This is a genomic window from Clostridium sp. 10cd* (genome assembly GCF_044336395.1).
Lineage (GTDB): Bacteria > Bacillota_I > Bacilli_A > Erysipelotrichales > Erysipelotrichaceae > Clostridium_AQ > Clostridium_AQ innocuum.
Genome location: NZ_CP172347.1, coordinates 4,367,205 through 4,385,627 on the forward strand (window position 1 = coordinate 4,367,205; position 18,423 = coordinate 4,385,627).

At 37.9% G+C, this 18,423-nt stretch carries 18 protein-coding genes; 2 read left to right on the forward strand and 16 right to left on the reverse strand.

Annotation, left to right across the window (positions count from 1 at the left end; all coding sequences use genetic code 11):
• The first annotated feature begins 17 nt into the window (after positions 1 to 17).
• The gene (locus ACG3M1_RS21695) at positions 18 to 680 is read left to right on the forward strand and encodes a hypothetical protein (protein ID WP_395814594.1); all 663 of its coding nucleotides are present in this window, start codon (positions 18 to 20) and stop codon (positions 678 to 680) included.
• 715 nt (positions 681 to 1,395) lie between these two features.
• Here ACG3M1_RS21695 and ACG3M1_RS21700 read toward each other — a convergent pair.
• The 15 genes from ACG3M1_RS21700 to ACG3M1_RS21770 all read right to left on the reverse strand — a co-directional run bounded on the left by ACG3M1_RS21700 (position 1,396) and on the right by ACG3M1_RS21770 (position 15,254).
• On the reverse strand, positions 1,396 to 2,766 hold the full coding sequence (locus tag ACG3M1_RS21700) for an MATE family efflux transporter (protein ID WP_009269954.1): 1,371 nt from the start codon (positions 2,764 to 2,766) through the stop codon (positions 1,396 to 1,398).
• Positions 2,767 to 2,865: 99 nt separating this feature from the next.
• Positions 2,866 to 3,528: a deoxyribose-phosphate aldolase gene (deoC, locus tag ACG3M1_RS21705; protein WP_008816327.1), complete on the reverse strand. Its 663-nt coding sequence runs from the start codon at positions 3,526 to 3,528 to the stop codon at positions 2,866 to 2,868.
• A gap of 58 nt (positions 3,529 to 3,586) precedes the next feature.
• Positions 3,587 to 4,426 carry a PTS system mannose/fructose/sorbose family transporter subunit IID gene (locus tag ACG3M1_RS21710; RefSeq protein ID WP_008816326.1) on the reverse strand — a complete coding sequence of 280 codons (840 nt, stop codon included), beginning with the start codon at positions 4,424 to 4,426 and terminating at the stop codon, positions 3,587 to 3,589.
• Positions 4,413 to 5,186 (reverse strand): PTS mannose/fructose/sorbose/N-acetylgalactosamine transporter subunit IIC, encoded by a 774-nt coding sequence (locus tag ACG3M1_RS21715; protein ID WP_009269955.1) that lies wholly within the window; start codon positions 5,184 to 5,186, stop codon positions 4,413 to 4,415. Before ACG3M1_RS21715 ends, ACG3M1_RS21710 begins: the two co-directional genes overlap by 14 nt.
• Before the next feature lie 15 nt (positions 5,187 to 5,201).
• The gene (locus tag ACG3M1_RS21720) at positions 5,202 to 5,675 is read right to left on the reverse strand and encodes a PTS sugar transporter subunit IIB (RefSeq protein WP_009269956.1); all 474 of its coding nucleotides are present in this window, start codon (positions 5,673 to 5,675) and stop codon (positions 5,202 to 5,204) included.
• A gap of 14 nt (positions 5,676 to 5,689) precedes the next feature.
• On the reverse strand, positions 5,690 to 6,106 hold the full coding sequence (locus ACG3M1_RS21725; protein WP_009269957.1) for a PTS sugar transporter subunit IIA: 417 nt from the start codon (positions 6,104 to 6,106) through the stop codon (positions 5,690 to 5,692).
• Complete coding sequence (locus ACG3M1_RS21730; RefSeq protein ID WP_009269958.1) at positions 6,103 to 6,948, reverse strand: sugar phosphate isomerase/epimerase family protein; 846 nt, start codon at positions 6,946 to 6,948, stop codon at positions 6,103 to 6,105. Before ACG3M1_RS21730 ends, ACG3M1_RS21725 begins: the two co-directional genes overlap by 4 nt.
• Positions 6,945 to 7,595, reverse strand: coding sequence for an HAD family hydrolase (locus ACG3M1_RS21735; RefSeq protein ID WP_009588415.1), 651 nt, complete (start codon positions 7,593 to 7,595; stop codon positions 6,945 to 6,947). Before ACG3M1_RS21735 ends, ACG3M1_RS21730 begins: the two co-directional genes overlap by 4 nt.
• 3 nt (positions 7,596 to 7,598) lie before the next feature.
• Positions 7,599 to 8,630 (reverse strand): SIS domain-containing protein, encoded by a 1,032-nt coding sequence (locus tag ACG3M1_RS21740; RefSeq protein ID WP_065530146.1) that lies wholly within the window; start codon positions 8,628 to 8,630, stop codon positions 7,599 to 7,601.
• 519 nt (positions 8,631 to 9,149) lie between these two features.
• Positions 9,150 to 9,881: a GntR family transcriptional regulator gene (locus tag ACG3M1_RS21745; RefSeq protein ID WP_008816318.1), complete on the reverse strand. Its 732-nt coding sequence runs from the start codon at positions 9,879 to 9,881 to the stop codon at positions 9,150 to 9,152.
• A gap of 10 nt (positions 9,882 to 9,891) precedes the next feature.
• Positions 9,892 to 10,593 (reverse strand): GntR family transcriptional regulator, encoded by a 702-nt coding sequence (locus tag ACG3M1_RS21750; protein WP_008816317.1) that lies wholly within the window; start codon positions 10,591 to 10,593, stop codon positions 9,892 to 9,894.
• 531 nt (positions 10,594 to 11,124) lie between these two features.
• Positions 11,125 to 11,514, reverse strand: a complete 390-nt coding sequence (locus ACG3M1_RS21755) for a hypothetical protein (protein ID WP_008816314.1) — start codon at positions 11,512 to 11,514, stop codon at positions 11,125 to 11,127.
• Positions 11,515 to 11,825: 311 nt separating this feature from the next.
• Positions 11,826 to 12,338: an acetolactate synthase small subunit gene (ilvN, locus tag ACG3M1_RS21760; RefSeq protein WP_002606390.1), complete on the reverse strand. Its 513-nt coding sequence runs from the start codon at positions 12,336 to 12,338 to the stop codon at positions 11,826 to 11,828.
• A 34-nt stretch (positions 12,339 to 12,372) separates the two neighbouring features.
• On the reverse strand, positions 12,373 to 14,094 hold the full coding sequence (gene ilvB / locus ACG3M1_RS21765) for a biosynthetic-type acetolactate synthase large subunit (RefSeq protein WP_008816313.1): 1,722 nt from the start codon (positions 14,092 to 14,094) through the stop codon (positions 12,373 to 12,375).
• Between the two features lie 290 nt (positions 14,095 to 14,384).
• The gene (locus tag ACG3M1_RS21770; protein WP_009269959.1) at positions 14,385 to 15,254 is read right to left on the reverse strand and encodes a methionyl aminopeptidase; all 870 of its coding nucleotides are present in this window, start codon (positions 15,252 to 15,254) and stop codon (positions 14,385 to 14,387) included.
• Positions 15,255 to 15,466: 212 nt separating this feature from the next.
• Between ACG3M1_RS21770 and ACG3M1_RS21775 the strand changes: the two genes are divergently transcribed.
• The gene (locus ACG3M1_RS21775; protein ID WP_008816311.1) at positions 15,467 to 17,146 is read left to right on the forward strand and encodes an AAA family ATPase; all 1,680 of its coding nucleotides are present in this window, start codon (positions 15,467 to 15,469) and stop codon (positions 17,144 to 17,146) included.
• Positions 17,147 to 17,192: 46 nt separating this feature from the next.
• Here the strand turns inward: ACG3M1_RS21775 and ACG3M1_RS21780 are convergent, their stop codons facing one another.
• Positions 17,193 to 18,080, reverse strand: a complete 888-nt coding sequence (locus tag ACG3M1_RS21780) for a hypothetical protein (RefSeq protein ID WP_009588511.1) — start codon at positions 18,078 to 18,080, stop codon at positions 17,193 to 17,195.
• Positions 18,081 to 18,423: the final 343 nt, after the last annotated feature.

The window sequence follows — 18,423 nt, forward strand, 5'->3', positions numbered from 1 at the left end:
ATAAGAGCCTGTATGAATTGCTGCAGCTGGATGAGCAGAAAGCAGCATTGGAATTTCTGGAAACCATTCATTCTGACAATGACCGTATACTGTTTCTGGAAAATTGCGGGAAGGACTGTTTTGATAGATTTCCAAAGGAAATTCTGAACAAGCTAGCTATTTTTGCGCTGGTTCACATGAGTGTGCCGGTTTCCAATCAACACGATATCCTCATCGGTCTTGCCAATACCAGGCATACGCACAGCTTCAGTCGTAATCAGCGCACGGATATTCGGACAATTTTTGAGGTAATCGTCACCTTCCTCAAAGATCAGCAGCAGCGTGAGCAGCAGAAAAAGTATACCGACACGTTGATTTCACTTTTGAACAACCTTGGAAATTCCATATATGTCATTGATCCGCACAGTTATCAGCTGATTTACTTTAACCAGAGTCTTATGGAAATCTTTCCGAAATTGAAGACAGGTGAAATTTGTCATAAGGTCTTCAGAGAGGAAGATACACCGTGTAAGGATTGCCCGATACGTCAGCTTTCAAAGACAGTTCCCTCTGCCTCCACAGATATACATAATGCGAAGCTGAATGCGGATATTCAAACGACAGCAGCCTATGTGGAGTGGTATGATCAACAGAAATATGTTCTATTATCAGGTGTCGATGTTACAAGGTATAAGAAATGACAGTTATGAAAGAACAATTGATGAAACATACCCTGCTAGAAAAACATATTATTAAATGGATCCCATATTTCTATGATGGTCATTCTATAAAAAATATTAAATGAGTACATGAAGAAACCTCTTATTCATATTTAAGAGGTTTTTGTCAGTTGATTTATAGTTTTATTAAATTATTGATTCGCAATTCTTTGCCTGATTATCCTGTAAACTACATCATTTATTTTTCAGTTCTGTTGATATGTGCGATAAACCACATATTCGTAGTCAATAATAGAGAATCACTTATATACAATAAGATTACAATTATAAAAAAGCCGTTCTTTCATGCAAAACTGGCAGTAATACAAAGTTTCACCATATTATAATGAAAGCATTGTTCCATACATACATGAAAATTTTTAAGCTGCCTATATGACACACCACTTGTGAAGGTTCTATCATGACTATGATAAAGCCTCACTTCAAATGGCAGTTCCTTATATATCCTTTCTCAATAAGTCTATCTATGATATGGAAGCCCTGAAAGTATTATATTGACAGGTTCAGATATAAATGTTAATCACTTTACATATAGGACTATTTATTAGACATCATATTGCCTTTATTTCAGCATTTTTTATATTTCGAAAATTCATATTTGAATTCTTCGCAGAACCTGTGAGTAGGAATATGGATTTAACCTTAACAAGTCATGGTTGAATGATCAAGCTCTTTCTTACGAATATTTTGTATACTCATTATAATTACTCTTTTCTTCTGTTAGATTTTTCAGCCATGTCTTTTTACGATAAAACCATGTAGCGATAATTATTTTAAAAATACTACAGCCCTCGACAACAGCAAACAAAAATAGTATAGGCAGCGGAAACAGCCGCGCAAAGATTGTTGAAAGAAGCAGTGGCCCAAAACAGGTAAATAAACCGTCAATGTATAATACAGAACGTGTATCACCACCAGCCCTTAAAATATAGTAAATTGTTTCTGAATAGCCTTGTGTCCATGTGATACAGGACTTAATGATTAACAACCATATAGCCATCTGCAAGCTTTCTCCTTTTAAAGAAAAAAGTCTAGGAGTTATCGGACTGGTAAGTAAAATCAGAATACAGCCAATTACATAGATCATCAAACCTATTTTTATCATTTGTTTCGCATCCCTCATTGCCTGATCCAGTTTATCAGCACCCAAATCATTTCCGATAATCACGCCGGTTACTGTACTACAGCCACTAAATGCAACATAGATCATACTTGATATATTATCAACAACAGTTAAAGCAGGTATGTATTGCTCACTCACAAAACAATAATTTATAAAAATAAGTGAGAGACCCAATGACCATATAAATTCATTGCAAACCAGTGGAATCGTCTTTTTCAGTATTACTAATTTATGCCTTACATCAAAACCACCATATCGCTGAAAGAAATAAAACTCACTTTTTTTATGCATAGATACAAGAGTTAGAGAGACCGCTTCTGTTAGCCTTGCAAGAAGCGTGGCCCACGCCGCACCGGCTATTCCCATAGCTGGCAGACCGAGCCTGCCGAAAATCAGTCCATAGTTTAAAACTACGTTTAAGACAAAGGAAAGTGTCCCTGCATACATCGGTATACGGGTATGGGCAATTACACGATAGCCGACACCCAGCATTTGCGCAACAGCATAAGGTATAAAGGAAAATAAAACAATCCTGTTATATGTGTTTCCTAATGAAATCAAATTTTGATTTTTAACAAAAACTGACATCACTGCAGATGGTGATATCAGAAGAATGAACATAAAGCCACATGCAGTATATATACAAAGCCTTAATCCAAAACGCAAGGTACGATTCTCATTTTCTTTCTGTACAGCTCCATGATATTGTGAAATAAACAAACCTAATCCATTTGTAAGACCAAAGATAACCAAATTATAAATAAAGAAATATTTATTTGCCACACTTACAGCACTGATGGCCTGTTCACTAAAGGCTCCCAACATAATGGTATCACTCATTGCCAGTAAATGGGCTAATAATTGCTGCAATATCACCGGTAATGCTAAGCTTATAAAATATCTCATAAATCTGATATGCTTCATATAAAACCTCCTGATACATATTGACATTACATTAAGAAAAAGAAAGAAGCTGCTCATAAAACTGAATAATCAGATTACAAGTGCTTCTATTTTCTTATATTATTCGATTACATTTTGTGTTTCGCCTTTGACAATCGCTATCCCTGCACTGGCACCTAAAACGCTAGCTCCAGCCTTGATGAACGCCATCGCTTCCTGATAATTGTGAATACCACCAGCTGCCTTAATTTTAATATCATCATGCAGTATGCTTTTCATCAGTTTTACATCTTCCAGTTTTGCACCCGCATAGCTCTTTCCTGTTGATGTCTTTAAGAATGCCGGCTTTGCTTTATTTGCAATTCTGCAGATTTCTCTCTTCGCAGCTTCATCATTATCCAGTTTACACATTTCAACAATGGCCTTATCAAGTATTCCATGTGTTCTACAGAAATCTGCTATGCAGGACATTTCTTTCTCTATATATAAATAATCCTTTTGTTCAACAGCTTTTTGGTTTAATACATAATCAATCTCTCGAAATCCCTTTTCCGCATATGTCTTAAACATTTTCATCTTTTCATCAAGTGACAACTTTCCTTCCGGAAAATCAATTGCCCCCGCTATTATAACACTTGTATCTTTCAAATATTCAACAGCGACTGCATATGTTTCCAAATCTGCAAAAACACAACGGAAATCATAAAATTTTCCCTTATTTATATATTGCAGAAAGGTATCTTCCGGGTCATCGATATAGTCGATATATTTACTTATACGCATATATTCCTCCTGACATTTTAATACAGTAATGAATTCATCACCTTAATTGATTAGTAAACTATCCCAGGAAACCTAAGTAAACACCAACAATACCCAGAATCATAGTTCCAAATATCAACCACATAGGATTTACTTTTTTCTTTAACAGCCAGTAATAAATCCATGTTGCGCTTAATCCAAGTACACCAGGCATAATTCCATCTAAAATCCCCTGTACCGTCTGTACCTCTTCTCCCGATACACTTGCACCAATTTCAAGCGGAATAGTCGCATAGAACATATCCTTACTCATTGCCCCAATAACCATAATACCGACAATGCCGGATGCAAACATAACCTTTTCCATCAACCCACTCTTCTCAGCATTCGCAAGGAAAGAAAAGCCTAACTCATAACCTTTCACTGCACCGATAAAGCGTACCAGAAAAGCTGGGATATTATAAATCAGGAAATAAGCGATTGGTCCCATAATATTTCCGGATGCTGATAGGGAAATACCTACGGCAACAGCAATTACACGTATACATCCCAGAAAAATGGAATCGCCGATACCACTTAATGGTCCCATGAGGGCAGCTTTTACAGAATCTACCGCAGCTCCTTCCAATTCCCCTTTTGCTACACGCTCCTCCATTGAAATTGCAATACCTCCAACGAATGGAGCAAGCTGAGGTGTAATATTAAAGAATGCCACATGCCGTGTAAGAGCCTCTGCATAGCCTTCAGGATCATCTTTATACACCTTTTTCAGCATCGGATTGATCATTAAGCAGAAAGCCAAATGCATCTGCCGTGGATAATTCCAGGAGTATTCCATTCCCAATGCACCGATATTGCAAGCAGAATGTAACAAATCCTTTTTTGTAATCAGTCTGTCTTCTTTATTAGAAGTCGTCATCATCGTCTACCTCCTCAGCATTTCCTGCAAGCTGTGGTTTTCCTTCCAGAAATCCAAATTTTTCTACGGCTATAATTACTGCTATAATTGCCACACCCAGCACTGGGATATTCGCATAGGATGCCAGTACAAAGCCAAGGAAGAAAAACGGTATCAGTTTTTTATTGATAATCATTCGCATCAGCATTGCAAAACCCATTGCTGGCAGGATTCCAGCGGCAACTCCCATCCCATCCAGAATAAACTGCGGTATGAAATCCAATAGATCCTGTACTTTGTCTGCTCCGATATAAAATGCGCCAAAGGCAAGCAGGAATTTATATGAAGTAGCAAATGCTCCCATCAACCACTGCGTAAACATAATTTTAGAATCATTTCCCTGTGCAGCACCATCATCTGCAATTTTCAGACAGACAGGGGTAATAGCAGACACCAGATTTCCGATTCCTAATGATATAACTGCAATCGGCATGGCCAATGCAACAGCTGCATCAACCCCCTTTCCCATAGATATAGCAAATGCAGTAGCAAGAACCCCTCCGATATTTACATCCGGTGGTATATATGCACCTACAGAAATTGCTCCCATAAACAATAATTCCAGGCTAGCACCAATTTCTACTCCTGTTTTTACATCTCCCAAAGCAAGACCAACAAGTGGACCTAACACAATAGGTCTGAATGTATACAGGGTACCAAATGCATAATCCAAAGAACCCCAAGCTGCGATAAGACCGACTAAGATAGCTTGTACTATCATAAAATTTCCTCCTAATTATATTAGAGCATGTGCGACATTGATTTTTGAATCATCAACCAATGCACGGATCTCACACTCTACGCCTCGATTCATTAACTCTTTCAAAATAGCTTTCTCTTCATCTTCCAGAAATACCTGCTTACTAATTTGTGTTGTTGTTTTACTTTCTTTCGTATTTCCAAGATTTATACTCGTTATGCAAGGACACCCATCCGCAAGCTGTTTGGCTTCTTTGATTGTCTGTACAACAATAATCAGTTTGTATTTATCGGTAACTCCGCTGTTAATCGCTGCTATTGAATCAGCCATATTCTTAATAACCAGCTTTACCCCGCTTGGCTTTCCCAGCTTTAGTGTCGTTTTCCAGACATCATCATTCACGACGGTATCACTTGCGACTAAAATACAGTTTGCACCTACACCATTTGTCCAGGAAAAAGCAACCTGACCATGCAACAATCTATGATCTACTCTTACTAATTTAATCATTCTACATCACCTTTCTAGAAATCGTCTTCTACATCTTGTGTTTCAATCATCGAATTACAATACTTAACGTGTGTATCCTCACTATTAACAATATCAAGAATCATACGCTCCGTATTTTCTTCTGCTGATAAAAACAGCTGCATCAATAAAGGAAGATTCATTCCGGTAATCAGATATAGATTTTTGCGTGTTTTCAGCTGTTTCATAAATTCCGTGTTGACGCTGCCTCCAAAGACATCAGTACATACAATGATTTCATCTGAAGATGGAATTTTTTCCAAAGTTCCGTTTACTAATACTTCTATATCATTTTTACCATCAATGAAGGCTGTGATGATATCGACACCTGCCTGTTCCCCAATGATGATTTTAATGCTTTCATATATCCCTTTCGAAAAACCTCCGTGTGATGCGATTACATAATGTCTCATACGTATAACTCCTTCATGTACTTTTGATATTGCTGAATGGATTGTTCATCTGCTACAGACGGGTTTTCAAAATATTGTGAATTTACACATTCTACAGAAAGAACACCATGATATTCATTCTGAATGAAAACCTGTAAATCCTCTTTCATATTCCGTTCACCGTCACCCCAGGCAAGATGTGTTGTATCCGCTTTAACATCTACAAAATGGGCGTGAATAATATCATCGTGAAATACATCAAAATATTGTTGAATGGTGTTCCCAGCCATTGCCATAGCACCGGTATCAAGACAAACTTTCAAAGCATCACGCTGTACCTCCTTTAGCAGATGCTGTAATTCCTCAACACTGTTTACCAGAACAGATTCGTTACGCTGCAAAGCTTCAATCGCCAATAACATCCCTTTCTGTTCCGCATATTCACTTATTTTTTGCAGCATCTTCACACTGCGCTGATAGGCGTCTTCCCTTGGCTCATCGAGGAAAGCCCAACCGCTTGTTACTACAACCTGATTCGCTTTTATTTCTACCGCAGCATCAATAGCATTCTTGAAATAATGTTCAACCTGCAATTGCATACCTGAATCTCTGACCGCCATATTATTGGGTTTTGGATTCGTCTGTTCAGGGCAGATACCAATAATTTTTATCCCATATCGATGTTCAAGATCTTTCAGCTTGGCTATTGTTTCATAACCATGATAGTCCATGTAGAAATGTTGTGGTCCCGTCCATAATTCAACACAGGAGTAACCATTTGCTTTCGCATTGGCAAAAAATGATTCCAGTGTATAAAATCGGTGATGGCAATTCATTGCACTAAGCTTTATTTCCCTATTCATGCAGCTTCACCTTCTTGCATTATCAAATGATAGGCCTCAAGCAAATCATAAACCAGATAATCAGCCAGCGATTGATCAAATCCAAATCTTACATCGTGTTTCGCAATAACACGAATACCGGCTGCTTTAGCCGCCAGTATTCCATAAGTGGAATCCTCTATGACGATACAACGTTCTTTTGCTACATTCAGTTTTTGTAGGGTATATAAGTAAATTGAAGGATCAGGCTTGCTATAAGGAAAATCATGCCCGCTGATAATTTCATTGAAGTATCCTTTTAATCCGCACTCATTTACCATTGTGACAATCGCCTGTTTAGGCGAGGAGGATGCAATCGCAAGTTTCATACCCCTTGCCTTTAAACGTTTAAGAACATATAAAACATACGGATTCAAGATTTCCGAATAAACGATTTCCTCATCGCTGTTTGCTTCATAGAATTTTTCAAATTCCGAAGGCGTAATATCCTCTTTCCACCACGCTGACATCATTTCTAATCCAGCTTCATGACTACTCCCTGCCAGCTTCACAACTTCCTTATAAGGTACATGGATATCAAATCGACGATAGAATTCAAGTACATGATGCATATAGATGGGTTCTGAATCAATCAGAACACCATCCATATCGAATATAACTGCATCCATTGATTAGTATTCAAACTGGCGATAGTATCGGCGGTAGGCAAGATTATGCTTAGTATATGTTTCATAATAGCTTGCAAGTCTTTCTGTAACCAGCGCAGTCAGAATCATTGGTGAAACGATAAAGCGGAACTCCGGATCAAGTCCATCGATTGCATATTCTGCTGTATCAACTACAACCAGATTATCTGTGAAGCGTTTTGCGAATGCCTCTACACGGTTATCCAGCTTTCTACATTCATCTTCTCCTTTGAACAGGAATACAGGTACATCTTTTTCCACCAGCTCTAATGTTCCATGGAAGAAATCAGGCGAGGACACGGCTCTTGTACGTACCCACTGCATTTCCTCAAGAATACACATGGAGAATAAAACAGTCTCTCCCCACAATGCTCCGGAACCAACAAAGATACTGTAAGGAGCTAATGCATACTGTTTTGCAATCTCATCTGCTCTTTCATCGAATTTTTCACGAATACCAACAAGATCGTGGAAAATATTTTTTGTTTGAGCCACAAAATCATCATATTTTGGGAATTCTCCACGGCGATTGAGTAAACGCAATGCCAAGACATCAAACATCAGGTAACTATATTCACACTGTCCAGTTGTCACAGGAGCAGTAACGATCATTGTCGCAAGCTTTCCAAGTGGTGTTTCCGGTTTTGTGAATGCCATTACATCGATTCCCTCTTTAACAATCCACTCTACCGCTTCGACAATTTCTTTCGTATCGCCGGATGCGCTTGCTGTTATGACAATTGACTTTTTATTCAATCTTTTATTTCCAAGTACATTCAGCTCTGCAGCATTTGATAGATGCACTTCTACTTCAGAATATTTATTCATAATATACTGAATAGGCTCTAATTCATCATAGGTCCCCCCCATGCCAAGCAGGAATATGTTTTCATAACCTTTATCATGAATCTTATCTGCGGCAGCCTCTACATCCTTTAGCTTATCGATAACTGCATCTCCATCTTTTAAATAAGTCTCCACATTAAACTTAGGCAATACTACTTTTTCTTTTTCCATGTTCTTTTTCTCCTTCGATAACTTTCATATGCTTCCCTTTACTGAAAACTGCTCTATTGCATCATAGGTTACCATTATCAGATATAAGGAATATACAAAGCAGAATCACAGATTTCTCTTCTACAGTGTGCACCCTGTGGTTCATCATATAATCCACTTTATATATTTACTATACCAGTTGTATTAATTCTTTGCAAGCGTTTTCTTTAATATTTTCAAAAACATAATTCTTCATAAAAATATATTCACAACTAAAAAGCATACAAAAAAAACGCTAAAAAGCCTTTAAATATCGTACTTTTTGCTTATATTTTAAGCATATTATATACTAGAAATTACATAATACGAGGTTCATATATTATACCAATTATATAGATTTATATACCAGATTTATTTGACTTTACAATGTGTGTAGGAATAATAATATGACTATTCATAATTTCACAATAGAATTTTTAACTTGATATATCATAAATCTTTGATAAAAAAATAGAAAAAAAAAGATACATCGTTTCTGATCTATCTTTTAGCTCGAAATGTAAATTTTGCTTTATCGCAGCGAACATAGCTTTCCGTGTATTCAACAACATTACCTTTAGCATCTTTTCCGATATATTCAAAGTAATATAGAGGCTGTCCTTCCTGAATTTTCATCAGTCTAGCTTCTGGTTGTACTGCTTTTAATATTGTCAAGCGCTGTGAAAATACTACAGGTAGATGTCCTTTGCTTTTCATATAATCATAAAGGGATACATGTTCAAAATTATAAGAATCAATATCCTCGAACAAACGGAACGGTACATAACAATACTCTAATGCAAAGGATTCTGTTCCCATACTTCGAAGACGATGCAATACATAAACATCATCATTTTTTAAAATATGAAGTTTATTTGCCAAATATCCTCTGCATTGAATTACACCCTTTTCAAGTGTTTGATTTGTCAACGGCTTTCCACTATCCTTTAAAACAGCACCCAGTCCCCGGCCGGTATCGGTATAATTTTCGTAAAATGCAACCTTTTCAGTCTCTTTTTTTGCCACAAATGTCCCTTTACCGTGAACACGATATAGAATATTGGCTTCTACAAGAGAACTAATCGCATTTTTAACAGTCATTCGATTCACACCATAGGTATCTGCCATCTCTCTTTCACTGGGGATTTTTTCACCAGGAAGATATTCACCATCCTCAATACGTTTTATGATTATTTCTTTTAACTGCATATAAAGCGGCATTCGATAATCCATAAAAATCCTCCTAATTCACGTAAACGAAGCGTTCCATCTTCATAATACTTTCTGAATATTCAATTTGGCGATTATCATTATCATATGCCAAACCCTGCTGCAACACCATCTGTGTTCCTAATTCCACATGCAAAGCATTGGCTATATAGTTATCTGCCTCACAAATCAATATTTCCTGCTCACTGCGATTTATTGAAATATCGTATTCACTTTCCAGTATTTGATATAATGCACGGCTTTCAAAATCTTTCTTTTCCAGACCCTGCGCATATTTGATCGGCAAATAGCTAGTATCTACTGAAACAGGTTCATCGTCAATAATACGTAATCGTTGTAAGCAATATACTTTTGTTCCTAAAGGAAGACGCAGCTTTGTAGATAATTGTTTATTTGTTTCTTTTTTTTCTATATTCAAAATTTTGATTTTCATATTCAAGCCTTGCTCAAATATAGCCTCACTTGTCGATTCCAAATGAAAAACATTCTTTACTATTCTGGGCTTATTAACATAGTAACCACTCCGCTGTTTTGAGATAATAATCCCTTCCTGCATAAGGATACGTAATCCACTACGCAAAGTCAGTCGCTGAACATTTAATTTCTCACACAGCTCCCGCTCACTAGGCAGCTTGTCGCCTTCCTTTAAATTTTCCTGCTCAATCATATTTTTGAGTTCATTGGCAATCATGATACTCAATGTTAAGATTTTCATAAAGTTCCCTTCCTCATAGCATAAATAAACCTCTTTCTTTGTTCATTATACCAAAAGAAAGCCGAAATAGATAGCATAATTCTTATTGAGATCACTGTTAAAAATATATTTGCATAAATATTTCTATTGGCATAAATAATGAGGTTGCAATTATCATGATCTGACAACAAGACGCTATTACCGCCAGTTTGCATATTGATCTGATTCTCTGCTTAACCCCTATCAAAAGGCAGAATCTCTGCTGCTTACTGGCATATTATCCAATAAAAGGAAGCAACGCAATCCTCATACTCACATACGGGGTGCCTGCTTCCTTATTTATATACAGTTTACTCCAGAAATTTCCTTAACCGCTTTTTTCCTGAATCCTTTTTCTTACACCATGTTTTTGCCTGTTCTTCCTGTATAAAGCTTTTTAAAGGAATCAAATCACTTTGTGATCAAAGGCCTCCAGTGCACGGTAATACGCCGGTTTATCCTCATTGTAAATGATAACAGGGGCGATATCATGAATCATGAAATAATAATTCATCAATGTCCTGCCTGCTCTGCCATCCGCAAAGGGATTATATGTTCAAATATTGCATGTAGATATACTCCTGCTGTAAAGTAATCTGTTCCCTGATATGTATTAAGCTCTGATAACAGCTCTTTCACATCGGATTCGACTTCATGAGGATACCTGCCGATTTCATTTTTACCGGTTACATAATCATGTATTTTGAATTCACCCGAACGTTCCTGTTTATCATGGTAACGAATATCATCATATGTACCTTTCATAAGCTTATACTGCATGCGCTTGATAAAGTTTATATCCAGAGCTTTTTTCTCTACGATAAGCAGTTTCAAGTAATTATAGCAATGCACCTGATTTTCTATTTCAAACAGTGTTCTCAGATCACCGGTATAACCGTTCACATAGCCCTTTTCGAAAATATCTCTTGTGTCATGAAAATCAATTCTTTCATTTTCTATTTTATTAGAATGATACGCGAACAGAATTTAAAATCATAGAGTCTCACATCAATTTCTTCCAGTGAGTTAAATGACATAGCTTTACCATTATGTATACCTCCGCATTTCCTGTTCATTATACCACATATCCATATATGCATGTACAGAATTATTATACCGCTTATTGTATTTGCGAACAGCCAAATAAATAGAAAAGGACCAGATGTTCTGATCCCTATTTCTTAGTTATATACATTTTTGCGTTCCATGTGTATTCAACGTTCCATCATGCTGATTGACTCGATTCCCACACTTCCACCTCTAACTACCTCGATGTCTCTGAATTCCTCTTTCATCAGCTTAATGACCGCATCATTCTTTGTTGCGGTTTGCACAAATTCCAGAAGGAGACTGTCTCTTCCATAATCAATCACCTTTGCCTTAAAGGTCTGTGCGATTTGAAACAGCTCCGTTTTTTCCTGCAGGGTACAGTTCTGTACCTTCACATATAAAATTTCCTTCATACGGACAAAGATATCCGTAAAATCTATGACCTTAATTACTTCCACTAGTCGATTCAGCTGTTTCTTGATCTGTTCAAAGGTTTCATCATCACTGACTGTCGCAATCGTCATTCTGGATATGGTAGGATCCTCCGTCGTTCCTACGGTAAGGCTGTCAAGATTATATGATTTCCCGGAAAATAATCCGGAAATCTTAGACAAAACACCTACCTGATTTTCCACATACAGCGATATCCAACGTTTTTTCATACCGTTACCATTCATATATCCATTCTCTCCTTCCTGTTTCAGCATCAGTTTAACAATCCATAAGCATATCCTTTAAGGTGCCGTTGGGCTGTATCATCGGATACACAAGATCTTCCGGATTTATGATAAATTCAATGATTACCGGTGTTTTCTTACTGCTCATCGCCTCGCGAAGTGCCGGCTCAATCTGTTCCTTTTCCGTTACCCGGATCCCCTTTGCCCCATAGCTTTCCGCCAGCTTTACGAAATCAGGAGTATACGTTGGACAGGATACTTCCCCGCATTTATTGCGGCAGGCAGCTCCGGCACGAAGGCAGGTCATGGCATAGCGCTTTCCATAGAACAGCTTCTGCCACTGCCGAACCATGCCCAGATTGTTATTATTGAAAATACAATTTATAATAGGAAGCTCCTCCAGTACAGCTGTTGCGATTTCCTGGATGTTCATCTGCATCCCGCCATCTCCCGAAATGGATAGTACAGGAGTGTCCGGATTTCCAATTTTTGCGCCGATTGCCCCCGGAAGACCATAGCCCATCGTACCAAGACCTCCGGACATCAACAGCTTCTTCTTGTTAGTCAGCTCGATAAACTGTGCTGTAAACATCTGATGCTGTCCGACATCGGTGACAACGATCAGCTCCTCAAATACCCGGTTGATGGTTTCGATGATGTCCTGCGGAGTCAGATACGGCTTCTTTTTCATCATGAGTGGATGCTCGCTTTTCCATGCATCGATTTCATCCAGCCACTTTTTTGTATTATATTCATGCACATATTCCAGCATTTTATTGATTGCTTCTCTGGCATCCGCAACAATCGGGATGTCTACCTGTATATTTTTAGAGATCGCGGCAGTATCAATATCAATATGCACTATTTTGGCATTGGGCGCAAAGGAATGCAGCTTTCCTGTGATCCGGTCATTGAATCTCGTGCCGATGGAAAACAGCAGATCGCACTCATTTACGGCCATATTACAGGCATAGGCACCATGCATTCCGATATTCCCCACATACAGCGGGTGATTGCTTGGAATTGCCCCCTTCCCCATAATTGTTGTTATGACAGGTATATTCGTTTTATTAACCAGCTTTGTAAAGTCCTCATTTGCATGGGCAATATTCACACCGCCCCCGGCAAGAAACAATGGACGTTTTGCCTTTCCCAGCATTTTGATAGCACGCTTCAGCTGACCGATATGCACTGCAGTATTGGGCTTATATCCCCGAATATTCACCTTATCCGGATAATCTGCTTCTCCCAGCTCTCCCATAACATCCTTTGGAAGATCGATCAGCACCGGACCGGGTCTTCCGCTTGCCGCTATATAAAAGGCTTCTTTGATAATACGTCCCAGGTCTTCCCTTCTGCGAACCGTGACACCGTATTTAGTGATACTGCGGGTGATTCCCACAATATCCACCTCCTGAAACGCATCATTTCCGATTAAATTCCGGGCAACCTGTCCGGTAAAGCATACTAGTGGAACACTGTCATAATAGGCAGTCGCAAGACCGGTCACAAGATTTGTCGCACCCGGGCCGCTGGTAACGAGACATACCCCTGTTTTCCCTGTAGAACGTGCATAGGCATCCGCTTCATGAACAAGAGCGATTTCCTGCCGTGGAAGAATGATTTTTATACTGTTCTGCTTATATAATTCATCACTGATGTCAATGGTACAGGCGCCCGGATAAGCAAACAGCGTATCCACACCCTCTTCCTGAAGTGCCTTTACCAATAACTTATTGCCACTGATTTTCTTCATATGCATACCTCCCTAATCTATCTTATTACTACTTTAACACAATACAGGCACTATGAAAACACTTTAAACCTGCTTGTTTAAGACATTTTTGTGACAAAAACCGTAGGATTCAGCAAATTCAAAAAAAGACTATGAAAAATGCTATTTCACAGGCAATTTATGTGCAAAGAAGCTGATGTACAAAAAAGCAGATACCATATAAAGTATTGAATACTGCATATACTATCTGCTTACATTATAAAAACATTTTGTTGCTCACACTAATTCAGACATCTCTATATTCTATTGTATCAATACGTTAGTATTTCAATACCATGTTCTGTGACCAGGAGGGTATGCTCCCACTGGGCACTTAATGAACCATCCTCTGTATAGGATGTCCATCCGTTATCTTCATCAATATATAAATGATAATCTCCTACATTGATCATGGGCTCAATCGTAAATACCATACCGGGAGCCAGCACCATACCACTACCTGCACGACCGACATGACCGATTACCGGATCCTCATGAAACTCCTTGCCAACACCGTGTCCGGCAAAATCCACAACAACACTGTATCCCCTGCTTGTCGCATATTTATGAATGGCGGCACCGATATCACCGACATGTCCCCATGGCTTGACGGCATCCATGCCAATGTTCAGACATTCCTTTGTGACCTCAACCAGATTTCTTGCCTCTTCACTGACCTCCCCGATCATAAACATACGGGAAGCATCGGAATAGTAGCCATGAAAGATTGTTGATACATCGACATTTACAATATCGCCTTCCTGCAGGATAATACTGTCATCCGGAATACCGTGACAGACCTCATCATTCACAGATGTACAGCAGCTTTTCGGAAATCCTTCATAATTCAATGGTGCAGGAATCGCACCATGGGAAACAGTATAATCATATACCAGACGATCAATTTCACCGGTACTCATACCGGGACGAATATGCTTTGCGACATGATCCAGTACTCCTGTATTGATATTCCCACTTTTCTTAATACCGATGATATCTTCCTTGTTTTTAATCAGAGAGCGATCCGGTACAATATGTCCTTCCCTGGCCAGCTTTGCGAGCTTTTCATCAAATTTTTCATGGCACTGCTTATATTTCTTTCCACTGCCGCACCAGCAGCGTGTATTTCTATGCATTTCCATATAGACACCTCTTTTCAACCTCTATAGTATAGCACTTATTTCTGTACTTTTCACATGAAAACATGCGAAAGAAAGGGAAATAAAGTCCTTCTATATCATCTATGCCTTATAGCATTATGCATTTTGTATAACCATGTACGCAAAACATTATTTCCTTACGATACGGTTTCGGTATCGTGGTATAATAAGGATAAAGTTAAGGAGCTGATCATATGAAACGTCTGCCGATTGGAATAGAAGATTTCAAGGAACTGATTGACAAAGACTGTTATTATGTAGACAAAACATCATTCATTACAGACATTATAAATGAAAAGGTCGCATTATATACCAGACCGCGCCGTTTTGGTAAAACACTGAATATGAGTATGCTATATTATTTTTTCTCAATGAAGCAGAAGGATAATGCTTATCTTTTTAACGATATGGATATTGTCAATCATACAGACTCATTACAATACCAAAATCAGTATCCGGTCATTTTTATTACTCTGAAAGATATGAAAAAACACACGTTTGAAAATCAAAAGGCGATGTTCGCTATCCTAATCCAGGATATTGTCAGAAAAAATCAGGAGTTACTCGAAAGTGAGGAATTAAATACCTTCGATAAAGAACAGCTTATAGCATATTATCGTCGTTCACAAAGTGATGTAGATCTGCAGAATGCATTAAAGTTTCTTTGCGGTTGCTTGAAGCAGCATTATCATAAAGATGTTATTCTTTTGATTGACGAATACGATGTTCCGTTACAAAGCGCATATTTAAAAGGATATTATGATGAAATGGCAGACTTTTTAAGCGGTATGTTCAGTGCTGCCCTAAAAACAAATGATGCATTGGAAAAAGGGATTCTGACAGGCTGCCTGAGAATTGCGAAAGAGTCGATCTTCACTGGCTTAAATAATTTTAGTGTATATTCCATTTCTGAAGATCAATCCAGTACATCCTTTGGATTTACACCAAAAGAAACGATAACACTCCTTGAACACTACGATTTGAAATCCTATGAACAAACCATAAAAGAATGGTATGATGGGTATCTATTCGGAAACAAAGAGATATACAATCCATGGAGCGTACTGAAATATGTTCAAAAAATCAAGCAGGGAAACGATACACCGGAATCCTTCTGGGCAAATACGAGTGGAAATGATATTATCTATCAGTACATTCAAAAAGCAAATTCACATATGAGAGAGGATTTTGATTTATTGACATCCGGTAAGATGATTGAAAAAGCCATAAAACATGAGCTCACCTACCGTGAAATGGATAAAATACAGAACATTTACAGCTTTCTTCTATTCACGGGGTATTTGAAAGTCATAAAATGCATAGATGAAGAAAAGAGTATATACCAGCTGATGATTCCTAACAAAGAAATCAACAGAATTTATACCCTCATATTTGAAGAATGGTTTCAGGAACAAACGGAGGCACATGCTGAGAATTTCGCTGAAGCCTTGTTGAAGGAAGATATAGAAACCGCAAATAAAATAGTAAATGACCTTCTTTTTACTTCCATCAGCTATTTTGATTATGATGAGAAATTCTATCATGGCATTTTAATAGGCTTGTTATGCAATTATCGCATCATGTCTAATCAGGAGTCCGGTTTGGGAAGATTCGATATAGCGGTTGCGCCTCGTTCCTTAAGTGATCGGGGGATGATATTAGAACTAAAAACAGCTACTTCCCTTGCGGAATTAAAAAACACGGCAAAGCACGCATGTAAGCAGATAAAGGATAAACAATATATAGAAGGTATGCTGGCGGAGGGTTATGAGGATATTATCGGCTATGGCATCGCTTTTTATAAGAAATTCTGTGTTATTGAGGCTTTAAAGGATAGCACGGATACTATTGTAAACGATACGAGCATTCAATAGTTCATTATTCCAAAAGGATTGCGGACCCGCAATCCTTTTTTTATATCTAATAATTTCGAGATGCCTCTTTTCCTGCATCCTTCAGCTTTTCATGCTCCTCCTGCTCCAGTTCTTTTCTGGCAAGACGCTTAAAATCCGCATCTCTTGTTTTTCTTCTAGGAAGGAATTGTCTAGTAAAAGCACCCTTTCCACGCTTTTTCACATAAAAATAGCCAAGGATAGAAAATGTAGAGGCGCCTATAAAATTCACAAGCAAATCCTCCATAGTATCAATCAGTCCGATATCCAGATAACCGTTAAATCCCAGCTCTTTGCCATTTACCGCAACGGAATGGATCCCGTCAATCGTAATTGGTATATTGCTGTTGGTTGGATCCAGCATAACCGTTGTTATACTTTGCACGATCGTATCCTTCTGCATATCCGTTCCCATGAAGGTATCCATACCAAATTCAAAGAATTCCCATACAACACCGATTGTCATGGAAAAACAGAAAGCAACCAGTGCCATAAACACAGGGGAAAGACGAAACTGCAGACGATCATCATTATTCAAAAGATCCACAAGTGAAAAACCGATTGCCGCCGCAAGAAAGCCGTTCAGCGTATGCAGGATGGTATCCCACATGGGAATCAGAATATAGAAGGACTGGATTTCTCCGAGAATTTCTGCGGAAAAGATAAATAGCAGGATGATAATTTCCAATGCTGTCGGCAGTTCGATTTTCAGCTCTACCTGTAAAAAGCTTGGTACAATCAGTAAAATCAGTGTTAACAGGCATAAAAATACATTTTCAAAATTCCTGTTGAATATCTGAAGAATCATAACAAGAATTACAAGTGCGCGCAGGGTTAGGTATACAAGAAACGATTTCCTATGCTCCTTGATCTCCATCTTGATTGCTTTTTTCATTGTCTGGTATTTTTTCGACATAAAACACCTCCTGAATTTTATTACAATCATATAGAATTCTGAAGGAAATTTCAATAATTCTTTTTAATATATTTAAAAAAACAAAAAAATAAATTAAAATCACATTTATTAAAGGGTTATAAAATATTGTTTTCATAATTTAAATTTAAATAGAAACAGTTATACTATGTAATAATTATGATTTTTAAACCAAATCAGAACCTATATTTTACTCCGAAGTTTACTAAGTTATAACTTACTAAGTTGTAACTTAGTAAACTAATATGCCTCATAAATTATCAATATAAAAAGTCTCCATATTCTACGATAGACAGATTATAGAAACTCATCCTTGTGTGAATGT